This is a genomic window from Acinetobacter tjernbergiae DSM 14971 = CIP 107465, from assembly GCF_000374425.1.
Taxonomy (GTDB): Bacteria; Pseudomonadota; Gammaproteobacteria; order Pseudomonadales; family Moraxellaceae; genus Acinetobacter; species Acinetobacter tjernbergiae.
Genome location: NZ_KB894364.1, coordinates 30,518 through 54,520 on the forward strand (window position 1 = coordinate 30,518; position 24,003 = coordinate 54,520).

The 24,003-nt window shown below is 40.0% G+C and carries 24 protein-coding genes; 16 read left to right on the forward strand and 8 right to left on the reverse strand.

Annotation, left to right across the window (positions count from 1 at the left end; genetic code table 11):
* Nucleotides 1–89: 89 nt before the first annotated feature.
* The gene (locus C502_RS0110105) at nt 90–1,457 is read left to right on the forward strand and encodes an MATE family efflux transporter (RefSeq protein WP_018678706.1); all 1,368 of its coding nucleotides are present in this window, start codon (nt 90–92) and stop codon (nt 1,455–1,457) included.
* Nucleotides 1,458–1,535: 78 nt separating this feature from the next.
* On the opposite strand, the gene C502_RS0110110 is transcribed toward C502_RS0110105, so the two are convergent.
* A complete protein-coding gene (locus C502_RS0110110; protein WP_018678707.1) occupies nt 1,536–2,363 on the reverse strand; it encodes an SDR family NAD(P)-dependent oxidoreductase in 828 nt (275 codons plus the stop codon).
* A 394-nt stretch (nt 2,364–2,757) separates the two neighbouring features.
* Here C502_RS0110110 and C502_RS0110115 point away from each other — a divergent pair, with 394 nt between their 5' ends.
* The 4 genes from C502_RS0110115 to C502_RS0110130 all read left to right on the forward strand — a co-directional run bounded on the left by C502_RS0110115 (nt 2,758) and on the right by C502_RS0110130 (nt 6,352).
* Nucleotides 2,758–3,435, forward strand: a complete 678-nt coding sequence (locus C502_RS0110115; protein ID WP_018678708.1) for a TetR/AcrR family transcriptional regulator — start codon at nt 2,758–2,760, stop codon at nt 3,433–3,435.
* 249 nt (nt 3,436–3,684) lie between these two features.
* Nucleotides 3,685–4,395 (forward strand): phosphate regulon transcriptional regulator PhoB, encoded by a 711-nt coding sequence (phoB, locus tag C502_RS0110120; protein WP_018678709.1) that lies wholly within the window; start codon nt 3,685–3,687, stop codon nt 4,393–4,395.
* Nucleotides 4,396–4,404: 9 nt separating this feature from the next.
* A complete protein-coding gene (gene phoR / locus C502_RS0110125; protein WP_018678710.1) occupies nt 4,405–5,763 on the forward strand; it encodes a phosphate regulon sensor histidine kinase PhoR in 1,359 nt (452 codons plus the stop codon).
* 124 nt (nt 5,764–5,887) lie between these two features.
* Nucleotides 5,888–6,352 carry a DUF2147 domain-containing protein gene (locus C502_RS0110130; RefSeq protein ID WP_023274636.1) on the forward strand — a complete coding sequence of 155 codons (465 nt, stop codon included), beginning with the start codon at nt 5,888–5,890 and terminating at the stop codon, nt 6,350–6,352.
* 308 nt (nt 6,353–6,660) lie between these two features.
* Here C502_RS0110130 and C502_RS19645 read toward each other — a convergent pair whose 3' ends face one another.
* Nucleotides 6,661–6,786, reverse strand: coding sequence for a hypothetical protein (locus C502_RS19645; protein ID WP_018678712.1), 126 nt, complete (start codon nt 6,784–6,786; stop codon nt 6,661–6,663).
* Between the two features lie 96 nt (nt 6,787–6,882).
* Between C502_RS19645 and C502_RS0110140 the strand changes: the two genes are divergently transcribed.
* Nucleotides 6,883–7,818, forward strand: coding sequence for a LysR family transcriptional regulator (locus C502_RS0110140; protein ID WP_018678713.1), 936 nt, complete (start codon nt 6,883–6,885; stop codon nt 7,816–7,818).
* Nucleotides 7,819–8,172: 354 nt separating this feature from the next.
* A complete protein-coding gene (locus tag C502_RS0110145; RefSeq protein WP_018678714.1) occupies nt 8,173–9,078 on the forward strand; it encodes an SEL1-like repeat protein in 906 nt (301 codons plus the stop codon).
* Nucleotides 9,079–9,170: 92 nt separating this feature from the next.
* Here the strand turns inward: C502_RS0110145 and asd are convergent, their stop codons facing one another.
* The 3 genes from asd to pncB form a co-directional block, all read right to left on the reverse strand.
* Entirely contained in the window at nt 9,171–10,022 is an 852-nt protein-coding gene (gene asd, locus C502_RS0110150) for an archaetidylserine decarboxylase (protein WP_018678715.1), read from the reverse strand.
* Nucleotides 10,019–10,867 (reverse strand): sulfurtransferase, encoded by an 849-nt coding sequence (locus tag C502_RS0110155; protein WP_018678716.1) that lies wholly within the window; start codon nt 10,865–10,867, stop codon nt 10,019–10,021. The genes asd and C502_RS0110155 overlap by 4 nt, the downstream gene beginning before the upstream one ends.
* 353 nt (nt 10,868–11,220) lie before the next feature.
* Nucleotides 11,221–12,423 carry a nicotinate phosphoribosyltransferase gene (pncB, locus tag C502_RS0110160; RefSeq protein ID WP_018678717.1) on the reverse strand — a complete coding sequence of 401 codons (1,203 nt, stop codon included), beginning with the start codon at nt 12,421–12,423 and terminating at the stop codon, nt 11,221–11,223.
* Between the two features lie 151 nt (nt 12,424–12,574).
* Here pncB and dtd point away from each other — a divergent pair, with 151 nt between their 5' ends.
* Nucleotides 12,575–13,015: a D-aminoacyl-tRNA deacylase gene (dtd, locus tag C502_RS0110165; RefSeq protein WP_018678718.1), complete on the forward strand. Its 441-nt coding sequence runs from the start codon at nt 12,575–12,577 to the stop codon at nt 13,013–13,015.
* A 51-nt stretch (nt 13,016–13,066) separates the two neighbouring features.
* Here dtd and C502_RS0110170 read toward each other — a convergent pair whose 3' ends face one another.
* From C502_RS0110170 to serB, 3 genes are all read right to left on the reverse strand, one after another.
* On the reverse strand, nt 13,067–13,546 hold the full coding sequence (locus C502_RS0110170; RefSeq protein WP_018678719.1) for a hypothetical protein: 480 nt from the start codon (nt 13,544–13,546) through the stop codon (nt 13,067–13,069).
* Nucleotides 13,547–13,695: 149 nt separating this feature from the next.
* A complete protein-coding gene (gene aciT, locus C502_RS0110175) occupies nt 13,696–14,031 on the reverse strand; it encodes a ciprofloxacin tolerance protein AciT (RefSeq protein WP_018678720.1) in 336 nt (111 codons plus the stop codon).
* A gap of 403 nt (nt 14,032–14,434) precedes the next feature.
* Nucleotides 14,435–15,655 carry a phosphoserine phosphatase SerB gene (gene serB, locus C502_RS0110180; RefSeq protein WP_023274634.1) on the reverse strand — a complete coding sequence of 407 codons (1,221 nt, stop codon included), beginning with the start codon at nt 15,653–15,655 and terminating at the stop codon, nt 14,435–14,437.
* Between the two features lie 68 nt (nt 15,656–15,723).
* Between serB and C502_RS0110185 the strand changes: the two genes are divergently transcribed.
* From C502_RS0110185 to glmS, 8 genes are all read left to right on the forward strand, one after another.
* Nucleotides 15,724–17,016, forward strand: coding sequence for a DUF4175 domain-containing protein (locus C502_RS0110185; RefSeq protein ID WP_162147122.1), 1,293 nt, complete (start codon nt 15,724–15,726; stop codon nt 17,014–17,016).
* 210 nt (nt 17,017–17,226) lie between these two features.
* Nucleotides 17,227–18,348, forward strand: a complete 1,122-nt coding sequence (ribBA, locus tag C502_RS0110190; RefSeq protein WP_018678723.1) for a bifunctional 3,4-dihydroxy-2-butanone-4-phosphate synthase/GTP cyclohydrolase II — start codon at nt 17,227–17,229, stop codon at nt 18,346–18,348.
* A gap of 11 nt (nt 18,349–18,359) precedes the next feature.
* On the forward strand, nt 18,360–18,830 hold the full coding sequence (gene ribH / locus C502_RS0110195) for a 6,7-dimethyl-8-ribityllumazine synthase (protein ID WP_018678724.1): 471 nt from the start codon (nt 18,360–18,362) through the stop codon (nt 18,828–18,830).
* Between the two features lie 3 nt (nt 18,831–18,833).
* Nucleotides 18,834–19,283, forward strand: coding sequence for a transcription antitermination factor NusB (nusB, locus tag C502_RS0110200; RefSeq protein ID WP_018678725.1), 450 nt, complete (start codon nt 18,834–18,836; stop codon nt 19,281–19,283).
* Nucleotides 19,284–19,298: 15 nt separating this feature from the next.
* Nucleotides 19,299–20,216 (forward strand): thiamine-phosphate kinase, encoded by a 918-nt coding sequence (thiL, locus tag C502_RS0110205; RefSeq protein WP_018678726.1) that lies wholly within the window; start codon nt 19,299–19,301, stop codon nt 20,214–20,216.
* A complete protein-coding gene (locus tag C502_RS0110210) occupies nt 20,194–20,715 on the forward strand; it encodes a phosphatidylglycerophosphatase A family protein (RefSeq protein WP_018678727.1) in 522 nt (173 codons plus the stop codon). The genes thiL and C502_RS0110210 overlap by 23 nt, the downstream gene beginning before the upstream one ends.
* Nucleotides 20,716–20,736: 21 nt before the next feature.
* Nucleotides 20,737–22,101: a bifunctional UDP-N-acetylglucosamine diphosphorylase/glucosamine-1-phosphate N-acetyltransferase GlmU gene (gene glmU / locus C502_RS0110215; RefSeq protein WP_018678728.1), complete on the forward strand. Its 1,365-nt coding sequence runs from the start codon at nt 20,737–20,739 to the stop codon at nt 22,099–22,101.
* A 12-nt stretch (nt 22,102–22,113) separates the two neighbouring features.
* Nucleotides 22,114–23,952 carry a glutamine--fructose-6-phosphate transaminase (isomerizing) gene (gene glmS, locus C502_RS0110220; protein WP_018678729.1) on the forward strand — a complete coding sequence of 613 codons (1,839 nt, stop codon included), beginning with the start codon at nt 22,114–22,116 and terminating at the stop codon, nt 23,950–23,952.
* Nucleotides 23,953–24,003: the final 51 nt, after the last annotated feature.

A 24,003-nucleotide genomic window follows, 5' to 3' on the forward strand; every position in this document is an offset into this window, starting at 1 on the left:
TAAACCGAACAATCATGACGTCAATATGACCGATGATGGTATCGTGGAAAAAATAGAAACGTTTCTGGATGAAGCGTGAAGGAAATAGAATGACACCACGCCAACCTTTGGTGATGCAACCCAATCTATGGAAAACATTTTTTGTTTTTCTGGTTCCCTTGATCGCCACCAATATTTTACAGAACTTATCGGGAACGATTAATACCATCTTTGTCGGTCAAATGATGGGGGTAGATGCAATTGCTGCGGTCTCCGTCTTCTTTCCCATTCTTTTCTTTTTATTGGCATTTGTCATCGGTATTTCAGCAGGAACGACTGTACTGATTGGGCAAGCGTGGGGTGCGCAAAACCTTGAAAAAGTACGAAGTGTGATTGGCTCGACCCTATTTATGACCTTGATTGGTGGCAGTATCATTGCCATTTTAGGTTGGGGCTTTGCTGAGCATATTTTGAAATTATTAGGCACAGATCCTAAAGTCATGCACCTCTCTCTGCCCTATGTTCGATGGATGCTGGTGGGTAGTCCATTACTGTTTGTCTATATTATTTACACTTCAATTCTACGTGGTGTAGGCGATAGCGTTACCCCTCTGATTGCTTTGAGTTTAACCAGCCTAATTGGATTAGCCGTTACTCCAGTCTTACTCAAAGGTTATTTTGGTTTTCCTGCTCTGGGCATTGTTGCGCCTGCGGTGGCAACCATTATGGGATATGCCGCAGTCCTTATTTTTCTGAGCTTCTATCTCAATTATAAGAACCATCCACTGAAAATAGATGCCCGTCTATTGAAAAGTATTCGTCATGATAGCAACCTAAGCAAACTGATCTTAAAGCTTGGTATCCCAACAGGCATCCAAATGGTGACGACGTCATTGGCAGGCTTAGTCATCATTGGTTTGGTTAATCATTATGGTGCGCATGCGACCGCAGCGTATGGTGCAGTGAACCAAGTACTCAACTATATTCAGTTTCCTGCCCTCTCTATTTCAATTGCGGCTTCTATTTTTGCCGCTCAGGCAATTGGTGCAGGAAAACCCGAATTATTAGCCAAAGTCACACGAACTGCTTTGGGAATGAATGTGATATTCACAGGCAGTTTGATCACTTTAGCCTACTTATTTTCCAAATATTTAATGGCACTATTTATTACCGATCACAGCGTCATTGAACTTGGGCAGCAGCTCTTATTCATCGTATTGTGGTCGCTTTTATTCTTTGGTGCGAGTGCCATTTTTGCCTCAATTATGCGTGCCAGTGGAACCGTCAATGTTCCGATGATGATCAATATTCTGACCATTATTTTAATTGAAGTTCCTTGTGCCTATTGGTTTAGCTCGTTATGGGGCTTAACGGGCATTTGGACGGCTTACGCGCTTTCTTTTGTCTGCTTATGCGTATTACAAGCGTCTTATTATCAATTCGTTTGGAAGAAAAGTAAGATCAAAGTCTTGATCTAAAATTCGCACAAGCAACGATTCGCAATTTCAATAAAAAAGCCATTCTCATCAGAATGGCTTTTTTACAATCACGGAAACTTACATCATTTTAGTGGCGAATGCAGCAAGGCGTTGATAACCCGTTGGGAACAAACGTTGGAAAGAATCCACAATACGTGCATCTGTTCCAATCAACAGACGGCGTTTATCTTTCAGCACAGCATTTAGAATCTGACGTGCAGCTTCCTCAGGTGGTGTACGTAAGAATTTATCAAACTGTTTGATTGATTTATTTGGATCCATACCTAAACTTTTTAAGCTGTCATTCATTTTCGCAGCTTTCGCAATATTGGTACGGATACCTCCTGGGTGTACGCACAGTGAACTTACACCCGTCTTTTCAATATCAAGCTCTTGGCGTAATGATTCAGTAAAGCCACGGACTGCAAATTTAGTTGCGTTATAAGCAGATTGTGTTGGCTGTGAGGTTAAACCAAAAATACTTGAGATATTGATGATGTGACCATCTTTGGTTTGCTTAATGAATGGTAAAAATTCTTTCGTGCCGTAAACCACGCCCCAGAAATTAATCCCCACGATCCATTCTAAATCTTCATAGCTCGCACCTTCAACAGTTGAACCTAAGGCCACACCTGCGTTATTGAAAATCATATTCACAGAACCATGATCTTGAACAGTCTCTTGCGCCCATTGCTTCACCGCTTCACGGTTAGACACATCAAGAACTTTGGTGGTTACAGTGATAGGATTTTGTTTTACCAACTCAACAGTTTGCGCCAATCCTTTCTCATTGATATCACTCAATGACAAATGACAACCTTGTTTAGCCAATAAAATTGCCAATTGTTGTCCAATCCCAGAACCTGCACCTGTGATCGCTGCGACTTTATTTTTAAAATTTTTCATTGCCTATCCTTTGTATTGCGAATGATATGCACATATTTGTCTAGATCATGTGCCGTTTAAGATATAACCAATATAATTTTGACAATACGTGTTGTCAATATAGTACACTACTGTTTTAAGACAAATGGCAGGAACCAACATATTGCTTGTCATATTAGGTCTATTTACATTTTATGACTTAAGATGTTGAGATGTTGAGATGTTGAGATGTTGAGATGTTGAGATGTTGAGATGTTGAGATGTTGAGATGTTGAGATGTTGAGATGTTGAGATGTTGAGATGTGATCAAGCATGTTTTACGAAATTTAGTTATTCTAAATCTGCAAGACCTGTTTAAAATGTAAATAAATCTTAGATATACGATTCAAAGACTTTTTAGGGAACGGTTTTTTCAATGGCAACTGAAGATCTAGCGACACGTAAAAAAAATAATACCGAAGCGAAAGAACGTCAGTTTAAAGGTCTCTCTTTAACTGAACGTAAAGAATTACGTCGGGAAAAACTGATTGATGCAGGTATCGCCACGTATGGAACACATGGTTTTTTTTCTGTCACCGTCAAAGATGTTTGTAATGAGGCGAAACTGACTGAACGCTATTTTTATGAATCGTTTAAAAAAAGTGAGGAACTATTCCAAACTGTTTTTTTAAAAATGATCGGCAAAATGCAGCATTGTTTAACTCAAGCGGTATTAATGGCTGCACCCGAACCCAAGAATATGGTCAATGCGGGTTTATCTGCTTTACTCAATGCGATTAAAGATGATCCCCGTATGGCCCGGATCATTTATATCGATGCGATGTTGGTTCAAGACTTACATAATCAAGCCACGATTCAGGAAACCTTGACCCAATTTGATCGTATTATTCAAGCATTCGTGATGATTACCATGCCAAATGCACCACAAAGTGCTGAAGAAGTTTCTTTAATGGCAACAGGTTTAAATGGTTATGTCACCCATATCATTATTCGTTGGGTTTCTGAAAATTTTAAACAGCCCTTAGAAGATGTTTTATCTGCGTGTTGCGCCGTGTTTTTATCTTTTATCGAAACAACCTCTCAAAAAAATTAAAATCCTTTTACAGTTTTGTGACAAACAAAAGTATAAGGTTATAGCAGTATTAACCAAATGAATTCATTTGTTTTATTTACAAACAACTTGTCATCATTTGGTCACTGCTTTGCCCCAGAATTGTCACAATTTATTGCTAAATTCGACTTTATTCACTCTTTTGCAATGATATTGTCATAATTAATCTTTGTAATAAGCCTGTCATAACAACAAAACGGTTCACCGTTACAAATTTAAGGGTATTGCGCTGTGAAAGATGACTATATTTTAATTGTCGATGATGAGTTACCGATTCGTGAGATGATCCATACTTCTTTAGATATGGCAGGCTTCCAATGTTTACAAGCTGAAGACGCCAAACAAGCACATCAGATTATTGTCGATCAGCGGCCTGCTCTGATCTTGTTAGATTGGATGCTACCAGGGGGCATCAGTGGGGTAGATCTTTGTCGCCGCCTCAAACGCGATGAAAATTTGGCAGAAATTCCTGTGATTATGCTGACTGCACGTGGTGAAGAAGATCATAAAGTACAAGGTCTTGATGCAGGCGCAGATGATTATATGACCAAACCATTCTCCACACGAGAGTTGGTTTCTCGTATCAAAGCTGTCCTACGCCGTGCTAATGCACTCAGTGGTGAGAAAGTGATTGATGCCAATGGTTTAATGCTTGATCCTGTCAGCCAACGCGTTAGTTTTAGTAACAGTATTTTAGAGATGGGTCCAACTGAATATCGCTTACTGGCTTTCTTCATGACACACCCAGAACGCGCCTACACACGTGCGCAACTACTTGATCAAGTTTGGGGTGGCAATGTCTATATCGAAGACCGTACCATCGATGTACATATCCGTCGTTTACGCAAAGTTTTAGAGCCTTTCGGCGTTGATCGTTTTGTGCAAACCGTACGTGGCACAGGTTACCGTTTCTCTACACGCGCTGATTTAGCGGCAGGTTAAAAATCCTTTATGTATGAACCTTATCCCGTCCCTGAACTGGCACGTGAACATCAACGTTTCCGCTATAGCAGTTTATGGGCGTTTGCAAAACAAGATTTAAGACTGTTAATGTTCTTTTTATTGATTGCGAGCTTAATCGGATTTGGGGTCGGATACTTTTGGAGCTGTATTTTTGTCGCTTTTGTAGTGTTCTTTATCCTGCAGCTCCGCTCGCTTTATCTCGTGAATGATTGGATTTCGAACCGCCCTTATGATGTACCACCAAATCTCAGTGGAATTTGGGGGGCTTTACTGTTTAATGTTCATCGTGCACAACGCCAAGAACGTATCGTTCAAGCGGAAATGGTGGGTTTGATTGATCGAGCGCAATCTTCTTTGGTTGCACTCGCCGAAGCTGTGGTTTTAATCGATGATCAACACCAAATTGAGTGGTGGAATCCTGCAGCAGAAAAATTATTGGGGATTAATCCCTTAGATCGCGGGCGTAATCTATTGGCTATTTTGCGCCAACCGAGTTTTATTGAATATTTTAATCATATTGATCAAGCACCTGATGGTATTCGCCTACAAGCCCAAATGGATGAAGACCGCTATGTGCAAGTGAAACTGACACGTTTTGGTGGAGAAAGTCGCCTTTTGGTCGCGTATGACACCACACGTGTACATAACCTAGAGCAAATGCGTAAAGATTTTGTGGATAACATTTCACATGAGTTACGCACGCCCCTCACCGTACTGAGTGGTTATATTGAAACATTTATCGATCAAGATGACATCACGCCGCGCTGGAAACGTGCTTTTACACAAATGCAATCACAAACCAAACGTATGAATGCTTTGGTCAATGATTTACTATTGTTATCCAATTTAGAAAACAATAAAAAGGTCGCAAAAAATCAGATTATTGACATGGCAAATTTGATGAATCAACTCTTTGACGATGCTCGTGCCTACAATTTGGATTATGGTCATACTTTAAATCTCGATATCGATAGCCATTGTGATTTAATTGGCTCAGATATGGAAATCGCCAGTGCTTTCAGCAATTTAATTACCAATGCAATTAAGTACACCCCGAAAGGTGGGATTATTACGATTGGTTGGCATGAAGATGGTGATCATGCTTATTTTACCGTGCAAGATAATGGGATTGGTATTAATCCAAAACATTTACCACGTTTAACTGAACGTTTTTATCGCGTAGACAGTGCGCGTAGTCGTCAAACAGGTGGTACAGGTTTAGGGTTGGCAATTGTAAAGCATGTCTTAATGCAACACGGTGCTCATCTAGAAATTAGTTCTAAAGAAAATGAAGGTTCAACCTTTATTGCTGTTTTTCCAAAAGAACGGCTTTATCGTATTAATTAGAAAATTACAGGGAACTAATAAGGTTCCCTAAATATTTGATATTACAATTTAATTACAATACTAATATAATAATAATCTGCTTTATTTCATTGCTAACGCATTTTTATTTCGATGTAAAATACTTATGAATCCTCACTTTTTCCGCACATTGGTACTTCTCCTTGGACTCGGTATTCCATTTGCTACAATGGCTACACCTTTTGATCCTTTAATTGGAACTTGGAAGGTTGTAGATGAACGCACTGGCTCTTATTTATCTGATATTGTGATTAGACGAAATTCTAAAACTGAACAATATAGTGCTGTGATTGTCAAAATGTACCCTCTGGGTAAAGAGGCAATACCGACATTATGTACCCTATGTTCAGGTACTTTAAAAAATCAACCAATTGTCGGTATGGAAGTTCTAACAGGTCTTAAGATGCTGACTCCAAATGAGGAATTTGGACTCGGTATTTGGGTAAATCCTTATGATGGCTATAAATACAACCTGAATGCACGTTTGAGCAAAACTGGTAAAATGCTGAACATTAATGCAAAAAATCCTAGCAATAATACTTTCCGAAATATGACTTGGATTCGATTGTAATGTGACTGCGCTAGGTTCTAGTTAACGCTATCAAAGCAAAAGTAAAAAAGCCCGACATCCTGTCGGGCTTTTTCGTATTTCGCACTTTAGGTATAACTCCTGTCCTACCTCACGTCCTGATGCATGAACTTATCATTTTTGTTTTATGTTTTGGAACTTCCTGTTCCTGATGAGTTGATATTAGGTGATTCAATCATGCCTGAAAATGGGACATTGACCCTAATCACTGTAAGAAAAAGCGTACACTGCTGAGCTTTCTTATCATTAAGAAAGTAACTAAGTATAGAGAAATAAGTCTAGAGAACTGATTAATCTCCGAATAAATCAATAGGCTGCTCTGTCGTCATTACACCCATATAGTGATCATAGCTTTGTGCCAGTAGACAAATAACTACAGCAGCAATCAAGGTCAAAATCTTGTTTCTTATTGTCATCGTCAGCTACCTAAATCAAGGATCTATAAAAAAGGTATAAGATTTCTTCCATCTAATCTAATATAGAAAAAACAAGCACTGATCTAATTTTGAGATATGTGGACATTTAAACAATTCAATTATCTAATCACGATTGTTGAAACTGGGGGCTTTATTGCTGCCTCAGAGAAGCTATTTATTGCTCAATCAGCACTGAGCAGACAAATTAAAAATTTAGAAGAAGAAATAGGTTTTGAAATTTTTGATCGATCTGAGAAGAAAATTAGACTAACACCTGCAGGGGAAGCACTGTATAAAAGTTTAAAAACCAATATTGATCATTTAAAAAGTTCAATTGTCAGCGCCCAAAGCATCAGCCGTGGTGAAGGTCGAATTATTAAAATTGCACATTCCAGTAGTATCGTATTGGATCAAAACAAGCTGGAAATCTTTGAACAGCTCTGTGATACACATTTGATTGATATCGAAATGAACACCCTATCCTCTGAATTACAGCTTGAATATTTGTTGAATGGGACAATTGATCTGGGTTTTATTCGACCCCCGATTTATCACAATTTAAATGATGTAAACTCAATCAGTTTATACACAGCCCCCTTATATGTTGCTGCCCATATTTTAGATCCATTCTTACGTGAAAAAGAAAGTGTGACGATTCGTGAATTGGAGCCATTGAGTTTTGTTTCTGTACCGCATAAAGCCCGTGGTGGGTTAAGCTATCTGGCCGCCAATTTATGTTTGGTCAACGGTTTTAGTCCGAAAAGAACCAGAATTTATTCGAGAAAAAGGTCTCAACTGGAACTGGTCGCGAATGGCTTTGGTGTTTGTATTGTGCCTGAAGAATTTAAAGTGATTTTGCCCAACAATGTCAGACTGATTCCAATTCATGATGAAAATGCTTTGAGTGAAGTCAGATTAATCTGGAAAAAGGATGAAGACCCTATCATCAACATGTGTGCAGATGCTATTTATGCTTATTACAATACTAAACAGATGAACTTTGAAGAACTCACTGAGCTTAAAATCAAATGAAAAAAGCCCAACATCCTGTCGGGCTTTTTCGTATTTCGCACTTTAGGTATAACTCCTGTCCTACCTCACGTCCTGATGCTCAAACTTATTATTTTTGTTTTATGTTTTGGAACTACCTGTTCCCTGATGAGTTGATATTAGGTGATTTGGATCGGTACGAATATGGGTCATTGACTGGAATTGGTGTAAGAAAAAGCGTACATGCTTCTATTGATTGATAGTTAATAATATATAAATAAAACCAACATACACATACGATTGCTTAGCTATAAAAATTAATCTATTGAAATTAAAATCATTGCAAATTATGGTTAGTCTAGAATTGTCCAATAATACTTTATAGCTGTACAAATAATGAAATTTAAAAAAATTCTTTTGATACTATTTCCATGTTTTTTTCTTAGCTCTACGTTTGCCAATGAAAATACGATTAAAGAGATTTTAGATTCAGCAAACAAAGGCAATGCTTCTTCGCAAAAAAAGCTTGGTGATCTATATTATATGGGAGAAAATCTTAAACAAAGTTATACCAAAGCTTTTGAATGGTATACAAAAGCTGCTCATCAAGGAAATATTGATGCCCAAACTCAACTCGGATATATGTATTATATTGGCACTCAAGATGTCAAACAGAATTATGCCAAAGCTTTTGAATGGATGAATAAGGCAGCACAACAAGGTAATATGTACGCTCAAAGCCATCTTGGTGAGATATATTATAAGGGCAAAGGTGTAGCCCAAAACTACGCTCAAGCTTTTGAATGGTATAACAAAGCGGCTACTCAAGGGGACATGGAAGCCCAATTCAATCTTAGTGTGATGTATTACAATGGTGAAGGTGTACCACAAAACTATACTAAGGCTTTTGAATGGTATAACAAGGCAGCAGATCAAGGTAATGGACATGCACAATATAGTCTTGGTGTGATGTATGACAAAGGTGAAGGTGTACCTCAAAGCTATACCAAAGCTTTTGAATATTATAATAAAGTAGCTGAACTAGGCTTTGTAGATGCACAGTTTGCTTTAGGGGAAATGTATTATAAGGGTGAAGGCGTAGATCAAAATTATGCCAAAGCTTTTGAATGGTATAATAAAGCGGCAGATCAAGGTGATATAGAAGCTCAATTTAATCTTGGTATGATGTATGAAAAAGGGCAAGGCGTATCTAAAAATAGAGTTTTAGCATTAAACTGGCTAAAAAAAGCTGCGAGTAATGGCTATCCTCAAGCCCAGTTAATACTAAATGAAATTAAATGATTTAAATTAATCTCATATAGCTTGAATAAAATAGACAAGACCTAAACAGAAAAACCCCAAAAATTTTGGGGCTTTCCAAATCACTTTATAAATTAAACGGTATGACCTAAACGCTCGCCCATCACCACAGTTGAATTGGCTTTAAACTGTTCTTCCCAAACCATTTTATCTTTTTCAAATAAAACCACAGCAGTAGAACCTAGGTAGAAACGACCTAACTCTGCACCTTTATCCAATTTCATTTGATGATGCTGCAATTCAACTTTGCCAGATGGTTTTACTTTACCTGTCGCAACAGTTTCAATGCCTGCCACAATCATTGCACCGACTAAGACTACCGCCATACGACCAAGTTCAGTATCAAACAAACACACCATACGTTCATTACGTGCAAACAAACCTGGTACATTTTCAGCAGTGGTCTGGTTGACTGAGAACAACTCACCTGGAATATATAAAGTTTCAGTCAACGTGCCAGCCAATGGCATATGTACACGATGATAATCTTTCGGTGATAAATAAACCGTTGCAAACTGACCATCAATAAATGGTTTTGCCAGTTGTGGATCGCCAATCAATTTATCAACAGAAAAACTTTGACCTTTGGCTTGAAAAATGTCACCCGCTTCAATTTTACCAAGCTGTGAAATCGCACCATCAGCAGGACACACAATACTATCCGCTTGTTCATCTACACCACGTACACCATCTTTAAGCGCACGAGTAAAAAATTCATTAAATGACTTATATTGGTTCGGATTGGTTTGCTTGGCAATGCTCATATCAATGCCGTATTTTGCTTTGAATGCTTGAATCACAGCAGTTTTCACCAAAACATTTTCACTTGCGGCAACTTTACCAATCACACGGCTGAGTTGATGTTGTGGTACTAAATTTTGTGCTTGGATAAAAAGTTGTTTTTTTAAATCTGCTGAAAAACTCAAGACGGTGACTCCCCTGAAATAATAGGACTATCGAGGCGATTGCCCCATTCACTCCACGCACCGTCATAGGCTCTAACTTGCCAATTGAGCAATCTTGCCAAAATATACGCCAAGCCCGAACGATGGTGAGACTGACAATACACCACGACAGGTTGTTGTAAATTAAAGCCTAATTGTTCTAAACGTTGTTGTGTGCGTTCAAGCGAGTGTAATTTTAGATGATTTTCACGGTTTAGGGCAGTACTCCATTCAAAATGCAATGCATTTGGGATGTGACCACCGCGTCGTGCAGCTAAACGTAGTCCAGTATATTCTTCATTGGTACGGCAGTCCCATAGCTGAATATTCTGTTCTTGCACTTGCTGAAGTAATTCGTTGTACTCAATACGATGTTGTTGCACCGTCTCTAAATCAACGTGTAGAAGATCAGCGACTGGTATGACTTTTTCAACATCTGCGGTTGTTGGCAAAGCTGCACCTAACCAAGCATGAATTCCACCATTGATTAAACTGGTACGCTCAAAACCTAAACAATGTAAATTCCAAATTAAACGCCCTGCCCATGCACCACCCTCATCGTCATAGACCACGACATGGTGCTGAGGGGTAATATTCAATTTCTCAATTAAAGCCTGCAAACCTGCTAAATCAGGTAATACCCCATTGGCTTGTTCTTGCTGCGCAACCAAATATTTTGGCTGCAAATGAATCGCATGGGGAATGTGTAGTTGCTCATATACCGAAGCTCGGCTTAAATCAACCACACGAATCAATTCATGCCCTAGATAAGGCACCAGTTGTTCAGGCTCAATCAATAAACCCAGTTTAAAATCTACGTCAGTCATAGTTATGCTGTTTTATCATCCGCATTGTGGATGATTTTAGCATAGCCGACTTTTTATCTTTGTCTGATTTTTTGCATTCATTTAGCAGAAAAGGAGATATAGCAAAAAGCCCAACGACTATGGATTAAAAGTATAAAATTTGCTGACCATTGCTAAAGTTAAGCCATATAAATCTATCGAGACAATTTACTGGTGCGGAGGCGGCATGGATGCTGCCCGTTGAACTGCGGCATCAAGGATGTGCCGTCAGTTCAACAAAAGATTTTTGTTAATTCTGATCTTTTAAAAGTAAAGAGTGCCTATACAGATCTCTCATAACGTTTGAGCTATTCCATTTGAGTGTGAAAGAATAGCTAGGCTTCTTCAATCTCAAACACCTGACGCAAATACGCCAAGAAAGTCTCATTATCAGTCATAGTCTTGCCTGAACTATCCGAGATTTTTGCGACCGACTGACCATTGCATTCCACCAATTTCAACACAATATTCAATGGCGTCTGTCCCATATCATTGGTTAGATTCGTTCCGATACCAAAACTCACTTGGAAACGATCTTTAAAATATTGATGTAATAACCATGCTTTTTCTAAATTCAAACCATCACTAAAAGTCAGCATCTTGGTTTTGGTATCAATCTTTAATTTACGATAGTGTGCATAAGCTTTATCGCCCCATTCGTACGGATCACCACTATCATGGCGTAAGCCATCAAACAGTTTGGCAAAATACAAATCAAAATCACGTAAGAAGGCATCTATTCCCACCACATCAGTCAAGGCAATGCCTAAATCCCCCCGATATTCTTGTACCCAAGCTTCTAGCGCTGCCTTTTGAAAATTACGCAATCGCACATCCAAAGCCTGAAAGGCTTGCAAAAACTCATGTGCCATTGTACCAATCGGGCTGATGCCTAATTCTTTGGCGAGTAGGACATTACTGGTTCCACGAAACACTTTAGGTGCAGCAGCATGAAATGCCTTGACTACATGTTTCTGCCATTCAAAGCTATAACGACGACGAGTACCAAAATCTGAAACTAAAAATGGTGGCTCATTATCCCGTTGTTCTTGCGAATATTTTTCTAATTGCATCAATTTCTGCTGTAAACGATGCTCGCCTTCTGCCAATACATCATCGCTACGGATACGGCGGAAATACAATTCATTGACGATCGCCAACACAAAAATCTCAAACATCATCGCTTGAACCATCGGCCCTTCGATACGAATATCCAAACGATCTGCCTGATCAATATTGGCTTGAATAAATCGACGTTTAAGCTGAAATAATTCTAAATAATCAACAAAATCACTTTTAATGAAACGTAAAGAACGAAGATATTGCAATTCATCTTCGGCAAAACGTAATTCACAGAGTAAATCAAGCTGATGATTCAGGTCTTCTAGAATCTCAACTAAAGGATAAACCGTATCTTCTAGGTTTCGACAGCGAAATAAATACACGCTATGTGTCTGTGGAAATTGATGCAACACCACTTGTAACATCGTGAATTTATATAGGTCAGTGTCCAATAAAGATCGAATAATGGCAGACATAGCGGATGGTTATAACCAATTCTTTTGCATAATAATTGTTGTTATACAATCAAATTAGGCTTGTTGGATAGTAGACTTTTGCTGCACAACTCATTTTTATAGCGTGTCTCTGCTAAACTTACCCACTTCATTTTTCTGTTTTTTCAATCTTATGCGTGCATTAATTCAACGAGTTCTCGAAGCGAAAGTGGTGGTTGAGGGTCAAACCACGGGGGAGATTCAACACGGCTTACTGGTTTTTTTAGGTCTAGGCAGAGAAGATACGCTAGAGAAAGGGCAAAAACTGATTGATAAAATTTTAAAATATCGAATTTTCGATGATGAACAAGGCAAAATGGGGTGGAATGTCAGTCAAGCCAAAGGTGGACTATTATTGGTTTCGCAATTTACCTTGATGGCTCAGACTCAAAAAGGTTTGCGTCCAGACTTTGGACCTGCCATGCCGCCAGCCGAAGCGAAAGCACTGTATGAACAATTGGTTGAATATGCACAACAGCAGTTTGAAAATATCCAAACTGGTATTTTTGCTGCTGATATGAAAGTCCATTTGATCAATGATGGACCTGTGACGTTTAACTTAGAAATTGAATAGTACTAAGCAATAAAAAAAACTCCCATTCAGGGAGTTTTTTTTCAGGTTGGTTTATTTACCTGTTTTTTGTTTGATAAATGCGCGTGCTTGACGGATTTTTTCTTTTACTGGCTTTGGCACTTTTGGTGGAATTAATTTCGCTGCTTGGTTGAACCAAACCAACAAGCTAAAGTCGCCTTCCATTTTAATGCTGCCATCTTGCATGCCTGTCATGAATGCCGTTGGATCACCTTTCACTAAAGTTTTCACACCTTGCTCACTTGAAGCAAATTGCAAAATAAAATCAGCTTTTTCAGGGCTACCCGCAACGGTATCAATCTTGCCGCGGTTGACAATAATCTGACGTGCCAAACCTAAATCTGTACCAATCTGAATACGGAATTCACGGTCATGAACCAACTCAATAAACTTTGGGCTAGTACGTGCCAATTGCTTCATACGTAACGCCAAACCTGCCACTAACAAATCAAGTGGATCAGTGCTTAGATCAACGATCGGTAACTTAACGACAGGTAGAGAAGAAAGCTTCATGACATTTATGCCCACAGTATAATGATGAAAATTAAGACAACTGTATCCTAGCACAATTGTAGATCAGTCTGTAAAAGCTTTGTTGCAGAAAATGAATACAAAAAAAGGCATGCTGAGCATACCTTTTTTGTTGTTCAAATTATTATAAATTATCGGCTAGAACATTGTTGTTGATCATTCTTGTAAACTGGCGTGTGTTCAATATATTGACGCTTCTCCAATTGCTTCTGGGTTTGTTTATCTTCGCGTAAAAGTATGAATGTAACCGTTACCATCGCAAGGCTTAGGGCTGTCAAATAACTGTAGGCGACCGACATTTCGAACATGGTTTGCATACCAAAGCGCACCACTTCTAATAGTCCCCAACTCAGCATACCTGCCAGCATAAAACCTAACCAACGACGATACGGAGAAAAGAAAACAGCAATAACTGCGACAGCGATTAAGCCAAATCCAACCCACATGGTGAAATTCGCTGCTTCCATAGAAACCTCCGTCTTTAAAAGGTGGTCTGTATAATCTTCAGACCTCATATTGTTCTGTAATTTCTAACAGTACTTTGTATTGCATTAATGTCTTAAAGCATTATGGCGAGTTTTTTATAGAAAAAAAGAGTCTGAAATTAACCATACGACACAAGGTGTCGCAATATGCTTTTGTCATTACATTTTTTTAAATTACAAAAGTCTCAAAGTGCTATATAGCATCAATTGCGGCGTGTCATTACAAAAAAATATACCTCTTTTTAATCATTCAGAAACTTTTTTCAGAATTTTTTTATCGTTGTTTTTCTATACATTTAGACATAAATATGACGAATTAATGACGCTTGCAAAATAAATAAAACCGCTTCGAAAGCGGCTTCATTTACGTATAAGAACTGATGTGTTAAGCACGATTTAAATCTTTATCATGCATACCCAATAAGTACAAAACACCATCTAAACCTACACTCGAAATCGCTTGATTGGCATTTTGACGAACGAGTGGTTTAGCGCGAAACGCCACGCCTAGACCTGCGATTGATAGCATTGGTAGATCATTGGCACCGTCACCAACAGCCATCGCCTGCTCTAGTGAAATTCCCATTTTATCTGCTAATTGACGCAATAATTCGGCTTTACGTGCGCCATCCACGATTGCGCCTTTGACTTCACCTGTCACCAAGCCATCTTGAACATCTAAAATATTGGCATGGACTTCATCAATCCCCAATTTTGCTTGTAAATACTCTGCAAAATATTGGAAACCGCCTGATAAAATTGCAGTTTTATATCCCAACGCTTTAAGCGTTGAAATTAAACGCTCCGCCCCTTCAGTCACGGTCAAGCGTTCGGCAATTTTCGGTAATACAGAAGCATCCAAACCTTTTAATAAAGAAACACGGGCACGGAAACTTTGTTGAAAATCAAGTTCACCCAGCATGGCACGCTCAGTAATTTCAGCAACTTGAGCGCCAACGCCTGCTTCTAATGCCAGTTCATCAATCACTTCTTGCTCAATCAAGGTGGAGTCCATATCAAAGCAAACTAAACGACGATTACGGCGATATGCATTGTCTTCTTGCACAGCGACATCAATATTTAACTCACCAGATAGGCTTAAACATGCTGCACGCATCGCTTGTGCATCCAACATCTGTCCGCTGAGGCCAAACTGCACACAGGCACGACGTGGAAATTGGCTTTCTGCATCCAGGTCTAAACGTCCCGATAAACGAGTGACTGTTTCAATATTAAAGCCTTGGCTAGACACAATTTTTGTGACCGCTTGCAAATGTTCAGCAGTGAGTTCTGGTGCAAGTGCCGTTACGATATAGCGAGTTCGCCCACCTTCACTCACCCATTGATCATATTCTGCGTTAGAGATTGGTTTAAATCGCACAGTTAAGCCAATATCATGTGCTAAAATCAAAATCTCTTTCATTGCCAATGCCGTTGCAGTCTCATTATCCGAAGCAACAACAATTCCCAAAGTAAGTTGATTATGGATAACCGCCTGACCCACATCGAGTATTTGCAAAGAATGCACGGAAAGTACCTGCATTAATCGAGTAAACTGATTCGGTTGATCTGGTCCTAAAAAGGATATAAGAATGATTTCACGCATGAATTGACTCGTGTTTGAGCGACAACTATTGTATGTAAGAATCATAACATAACCCAACCTAAATCTATTTGCCTTGGAAGTTTAACTTGAATGCGCCTCGCCAAGGGCTATTTGCTAGCCTACTGATCGTAAGTTTTGCATTGCATACCTTTTTATTGGTGATTGCAACGACACATCAACTCAATGAAAATCGCGCCAGCCAAGGACAACTGATGACTAGTCAGTTAGTGGCGGATAGTCTTTCAGAGTTGGAACCCGCCAATACTGTCTCATTGGCATTGGTTGCCAATCGCTATGCAACCAATCCGAGTATTGCTTCAATTCGTATTTTAGATGCCAATAAACAAGTCCTTGCGACCAGTGGTATGGCAAAGACGCGTCAAGGTGAAGTCTTTGTCCGTGATGCGTTACAAAATGAGAAGAAAGTTGGAACGGTTGAAATCACGCTCATCCAACCAAGTATTGGTGAAATCTTACGCACGCAATGGCTGGCGATTTTGGCATCTTTATTTATTCATGGGTTGATTTGGTTAGCATACCGTGCCATTGCTCGACCAACACGCAGTGAATATTTAGCCCGTATTAACCAAGAAAATCATCTCAAGCATGAAATTCAACGTTTAACTCAGGCACTTGCACTCGAAAAACAAAATACCGTGACCTTGGTTGCACAAGCGCAACAACAAGCAAAAGCACAACCAAAATCACGAATTGAAAAAAGTTCAACAGATCAAGCTCAACTCGATCATCAAACCGTAGCACTCAACATCCAGTTTTACGATCCAAAACAACTCTTGAGCAGTGTCAATCAGTCGGTTTCTGTGCCTTATTTTAAACTCTGCCAATTATTCTTAGATAAAAGCATTGATCTCTGCGCTAAACATTATCAGCTCGATGTCGCACAAATTCGCGTAGTCCAAGAGTTCAATGCTGAGGGTGCAACCTTATCAACGACCTCAGAACACGCCCATGCCTTAGAATGTCTGATGATGGTTGGTGCTGTTTTCCAATTATTAGCGGATGTCCTCTATAAACGTTATCGTGAAGATAAACGCTTTGCGCTACAAACACGTGGTGCGGTTGCCAGTGCTGTAGATGCTATGCAGTTAGATGCAATTGAAGCGGCTAAACGCTTAACACAGCATTTACATGCCAAAGAAGCAGCATTGCATCTTAATCATGAGCAGTTGAAAACGGTTCAAAACAGTTATGAGTTGGTCATCATGCCAAATCCAAGCAACATTATGACTCGTCATGCCTTTATGATTAATGGTATGAATGAGCAGTGTGCAACTTTAGCTCAGGATCTTCGCACTGAAATTCTAATGGGCAAAAAAGTAAAAGCTTCGACTGAATCCTAGGCTAATCGGCTAGATTGGCTCTAATTTAAAATGCAACGCTCCCTTACAAGGCTATAAATGCCCCTCAGGACAAAGCGTTGCTTTATTATTTGCTCTGTTCACTTTTTTAATTGATAAAGAAGCACAGGCGAAATTTATTAAAATACGGTAAACTACACCAGATTTATCGAATACTAGTGCCCTAAAAGGCAGCATAAAAGGTGAAAGCGAATGCCGCTGAGTCGTGTTGAAGAGCTTGTCGCAGATATTCGTGCAGGCAAAATGGTCATCCTAATGGATGATGAAGATCGTGAAAATGAAGGTGACTTAGTCATCGCTGCAACGCATGTTCGCCCTGAAGATATTAACTTCATGATTACACATGCACGTGGTTTGGTTTGCCTAACACTGAGTCGTGAGCGTTGTAAACAGCTCAACCTACCCTTGATGGTTGATCAAAACGGCGCACAACATGCCACTAACTTCACGCTCTCGATTGAGGCAGCAGAAGGGATCAGTACGGGTATTTCCGCAGCTGAGCGTGCGCATACGATTCGTACGGCTGTGGCGGCACATGCAAAACCAAGTGACATTGTACAACCTGGGCATATTTTCCCATTGATGGCTCAACCAGGTGGTGTACTCCATCGTGCAGGTCATACCGAAGCAGGTTGTGATCTCACACGTTTAGCGGGTCTTGAACCTGCTTCAGTGATTTGTGAAATTATTAATGAAGACGGTACCATGGCACGCCGTCCAGACTTAGAAGTTTTTGCAGAAAAACATGGTCTGAAAATTGGTACGATTGCGGATCTGATTCACTATCGTATGACCAATGAGCAAACCGTTGAGCGTTTATCTCAAGAAAGCATTGATACAGAATACGGTACATTTGAACTGTATAAATACCGTGAAATTGGTAATCCAGATATCCATTTAGCTTTAGTGAAAGGCGAGCCAAAACAAGGCATCACCACTGTTCGTGTGCATGGTTTTAATCCTGTTCGCGACTTATTAAAACTAAATAAAGCCGACGGTTCACCTGCGTGGAATTTAGACCTAGCAATGAAAACGATTGCTGCAAGTGAACGTGGTGTTTTAGTTTGGATCGGTCAGGATCATTTAGAAGATTTAGGGCATGCCTTAGATCAGTTAAATCAACCGAAACCACTCAAATCAAATGCAGCATTGTCGCATCAGTACCAAACGATTGGTGTCGGCGCACAGATTTTACGTGATCTAGGTGTTGAAAAAATGAAGTTATTGAGTTCTCCACTTCGTTTCAATGCTTTGTCAGGTTTCCATTTAGAGGTAGTGGAATACATCACTGCCGATCAAATCACAGCAAAATAATCGAGGTTGCTATGGCAATTCGCCGAATTGAAGGTTTATTACATCTCGCAAGCGAAGGTCGTTATGCGATCTTAGTAGGACGTTTCAACAGTTTCGTGGTTGAACATTTACTTGAAGGTGCGATCGATACTTTAAAACGTCATGGCGTTTCAGAAGAAGCGATTACTGTTATTCATGCACCGGGTGCATGGGAACTTCCTATCGTTGCAAAAAAATTAGCGGCTTCAAATCAGTTTGATGCCATCATTGCCTTAGGTGCAGTGATTCGTGGTAGCACACCACATTTTGACTTTGTTGCAGGTGAATGTGCCAAAGGCTTAGGTGTGGTTGCACTTGACAGCACTATGCCTGTCATCAATGGTGTCTTAACAACTGACAGCATTGAACAAGCAATCGAACGTTCAGGTACGAAAGCAGGCAACAAAGGTAGCGAAGCTGCATTGACTGCAATCGAAATGGTTAACTTATTAAAGGCAATTTAAAGCATGTCGCAAACACTTCAGGCCGCTTATGCAGCGAAACGCAAAGCACGTCGTTTTGCTGTACAAGGTATTTATGAATGGCAAATGAGTCGTAACCCTGTACATGAAATTGAAGCACGCACGCGTGTAGAAAATGCAATGCACAAAGTTGACCTTAACTATTACCATGAATTGCTCACTCAAGTGGTTGCTCAACATGAAGCTTTAGATGAGTTACTCATCCCTGTACTTGATCGTGAGTTAACTGCACTTGACGGTGTAGAACTTGCAACCTTACGACTTGGTGCTTATGAATTACGAGATCATCTCGAAGTTCCATACCGTGTTGTACTTGATGAAGCAATTGAGCTAGCAAAACACTTTGGTGGTGCAGACAGTCATAAATACATCAATGGTGTATTAGATCGTCTATCATCAAAGCTTCGTGAAGCTGAAAAACAACAAGCAAAATAATAGGCTTGATGTACGATGGCTGAGTTCTCAATTATTGATCGCTACTTTAAACGCACATCCAATACAGATGTAAGTTTAGGCATTGGTGATGACTCCGCCATCGTCACCCCTCCTCTAACACAGCAGTTGGTCATCTGCACAGATACCTTAGTTGCTGGTCGTCATTTTCCTTTAGATACCTCTGCCCATGCCATTGGCTGGAAAAGTGTAGCGGTCAATCTTTCTGACCTTGCTGCAATGGGTGCAAAACCACATAGTATTTTACTCGCGCTCAGTCTCCCTACCGTTGATCATGATTGGTTAGCTGGATTTAGTCAGGGACTATTTGCTTGCTGTGATCAATTTGGCGTCGCTTTAATCGGTGGCGATACCACTCAAAGTACTCAATTAACCATAACAGTTACTGCATTAGGTTGGATTGAACAAGGTCAAGCCATCACGCGTGCAGGTGCACAAGTAGGCGATCATATTTGTGTGAGTGGACAAGTCGGTGATGCCGCATTTGGATTACAACATTTAGGGTATCCTTTACAACAGCGTCTAGATTATCCAACCCCACGTTGCCAGTTAGGACAACAACTCAAGGGTCTAGCATCGAGTATGATTGATGTTTCAGATGGGCTTGCACAAGATTTAGGGCATATTCTCAAAGCCTCAAATGTGGGTGCAAAATTATCCCTCGACCAACTTCCGATAGATGCATCACTAAAAAAATTAGATTTAAGACAAGCTTGGCAATATGCACTTGCAGGTGGTGATGATTACGAACTATGCTTTACAATATCACCGCAAAATTTTGAAAAACTGTCGCGACAACAATTAGATGTTCCGCTTACAATAATCGGCAAAATTACCCAACAAACTGGATTGTTATTTGAGTATATGGGTGAAATTTCCCCATTACATGTTCATGGATACCAACACTTTGCATAAGCCCCCCATTCACTTCAGCCAAATGACTTGGTTTGACCGTTGCATCGTTTTTTGCGGTGTTGGATTTGGTTCTGGTCTTAGTCCTAAAGCACCAGGAACGTTTGGATCAGCCTTTGCATTGCTATTTACGCCACTCTGGCTATATCTTGGTTTTAATCTGAGCGTTTTCGCAATCACGATTATGTCCGTCATCGGTATATACATTTGCGGACATACTGCCAAAGTCATTGATGTACATGATGATGGACGCATCGTTTGGGATGAATTCGCAGGACAATCAATTACGCTATTGCCCTTGCTCTATGTACAGCAATTAAACTGGTTATGGGTCATTGTCGGTTTCATTTTTTTCCGTATATTCGACATCTGGAAGCCATTTCCAATTAGCTGGGCCGACCAAAAAGTTTCTGGCGGTCTAGGGATCATGCTTGATGACATCATCGCAGGTCTTTGGGCAGCACTCTGTATTTTTATTCTTCATTTTTATATTTTGACTTAAGCCATTGAATTAGAGTTAGTTATGTCAACAACTGTTATTATTCTTGCAGCAGGGAAAGGGACGCGAATGCGTTCTCAATTACCCAAAGTTCTCCAACCTTTAGCTGGTCGTCCACTTTTAGGACATGTGATTCAAACGGCAAAAAAACTCCATGCCCAAAATATTATTACCATTTATGGACATGGTGGCGAACTCGTTAAACAAAGTTTTGCTGAAGAGCATATTGAATGGGTTGAACAAGCTGAACAATTAGGCACAGGTCATGCGGTACAAATGACCTTACCTGTTTTACCACAGGAAGGTGTTTCACTGATTTTATCAGGTGATGTACCCTGCATTCATGCAAATACCCTACAAAAATTATTAGATACATCCACTCAGACAGGAATTGGCTTAGTTACGCTCACCGTAGAAGATGCAACGGGCTATGGTCGTATTGTACGTCAAAATGGCAAAATTCAAGCCATTGTTGAACATAAAGATGCAAACGAGGCACAACGCCAAATTAAAGAATTTAATACAGGCATTTATTGTGTTAGCAACGCAAAACTTCATGAGTGGTTGCCTAAACTTTCAAATGAAAATGCGCAAAGTGAATATTATCTGACTGATATTGTCGCTATGGCGATTGCGGATGGTCTGGAAGTTGCTTCGGTTGAACCAGATTTTGCATTTGAGGTTGAAGGGGTCAATAACCGATTACAACTTGCTGCTTTGGAGCGCCAATTCCAGCAACAGCAAGCCAAAGAGCTGATGGAACAAGGTGTACACTTAATTGATCCAAATCGCTTTGATTTACGTGGCAGCCTTAAATGTGGGCAAGACGTACAAATTGATGTCAATGTCATCATTGAAGGTGACTGTGAACTCGGTGACAACGTTCAGCTGGGTGCAGGTTGTATTTTAAAGAATACGCGAATTGCCGCAGGCACTAAAGTTCAAGCTTATAGCGTATTTGAGAATGCGATTGTGGGTGAAAATACCCAAATCGGTCCTTTTGCACGCTTACGTCCAGGTGCGAACTTGGCGGATGATGTGCATATTGGCAACTTCGTTGAAATTAAAAATACCCATATGGGACAGGGTTCAAAAGCCAATCACTTCACTTATCTAGGTGATGCAGATATTGGTGCGAATTGTAATATTGGGGCAGGCACGATTACCTGTAATTATGATGGTGCAAACAAACATCGCACTATTATTGAAGATAATGTGTTTATCGGGACCAATAACTCATTGGTTGCACCGATCAAAATTGGTCAAGGTGCAACAACAGGCGCAGGCTCAACCTTAACTCGAAATGTGGCTGAGCATAGTTTAGCTGTCGAACGATCTAAACAGTTTGAAAAAGCAAATTATCAACGTCCCCAAAAGCTGAAAAAATAAGAGGATACAATTATGTGTGGTATTGTTGGTGGTGTTGCTGAACGTTCTGTAACCGATATCCTCATTGAAGGATTAAAACGTCTCGAATATCGTGGTTACGATTCTGCGGGTTTGGCATTACTGAATGATCAAAAAATCTTGCGTGAGCGTCGCGTAGGTAAAGTTGCAAATCTAGCTGAAGCTGTATCAGAACAAAACTTGATGGGCCATGTGGGTATTGCACATACCCGTTGGGCAACCCATGGTAAACCAACCGAAAATAATGCGCATCCTCACGTTTCAGGTGATGTTGCGGTTGTGCATAACGGTATTATTGAAAACTACCAAGAACTCAAAGATGAATTACAAGCTTTAGGCTATGTCTTTACTTCACAGACAGACACCGAAGTGGTTGCACATCTTGTCAACGATGCTTTAAAACAAACTGATAGTTTGCTTGAAGCAGTCCAAACTGTTGTTCCTCGTCTAAAAGGTGCATTTGCGCTTGGTATTGTGCATACCGCACACCCTGATGAACTGATCACCGTTCGCGAAGGCTCACCATTAGTGATTGGTGTTGGAATCGGTGAGAATTTTATTAGTTCAGATCAGTTGGCTTTATTACCTGTCACGAATCGCTTCGTCTATTTAGAAGAAGGTGATATTGCCCGTTTGACGCGCAATAGCATCGAAATTTTTGTAAATGGTGCACGTGTAGAGCGTCCGATCAAAGAACTTGATGCAACAGTTAGTAATGTTTCTAAAGGTGAATATAAACATTTTATGCTCAAAGAGATTTATGAGCAACCTGAAGCCATTCAACAAACGATTTCTCAAGCCCTAAATGGCAATAGTCTACGTGAAGATTTCCTACAATACGCAACTACTGATTTTGCCAAAATTCAAACCGTTCAAATTATTGCCTGTGGTACGAGTTATCATGCTGGCATGATTGCAAAATACTGGTTCGAACAACTGATTGGCGTGCCTTGCCAAGTTGAAATTGCCAGTGAATTTCGCTATCGCAACCCAGTGATTGTCGCGAATACGCTCTATATCTGTATTTCACAATCAGGTGAAACAGCTGATACTTTAGCTGCCCTCCGTGAAACACAGAAACGAGCTAAAGCTCAGAACCTCGACATTAGCACCATGACCATTTGTAACGTTGCCACTTCATCAATGGTACGCGAAACAGATCATCATTTGCTTACGCTTGCAGGCCCAGAAATTGGAGTCGCTTCGACCAAAGCATTTACCACGCAACTTGCGGCATTAATGCTATTAATCTTGAAAATTGGTCAAGTTAAACAACGTCTTGCAGATACTCAACTCACCGAAATTATTGAAGAATTATGGCACTGCCCTAAAGTCATTTTAAATACGTTACAAGGCAATGCTGAAATTCTACGTTTATCCGCACTTTTCGTTGAGAAAAACCACTGCCTGTTCTTAGGTCGTGGTACGCATTTCCCAATTGCCTTAGAAGGCGCATTGAAACTGAAAGAGATTTCATATATTCATGCGGAAGGTTATGCTGCTGGTGAGCTTAAACATGGCCCACTTGCACTCGTTGATAATGACATGCCTGTCGTGATCTTAGCGCCGAATGATGAAATGCTCGACAAGTTAAAATCGAATATGGAAGAAGTTCAAGCTCGTGGTGGTGAACTCTTTGTTTTTGCTGATGAAAACAGTGGAATTCATGGTAAAGACCGCCAACACGTTGTACATATTCCATCAGTCAATGAATGGTTAGCACCAATTGTTTATAGTATTCCTGTGCAATTGCTGTCGTATCATGTTGCGGTATTACGTGGAACAGATGTCGATCAGCCACGTAACCTTGCCAAGAGTGTAACGGTAGAGTAATTACAAAATAAGAAAGGAGGGTTATGTATGAGAATAATAAAGTATCATCCT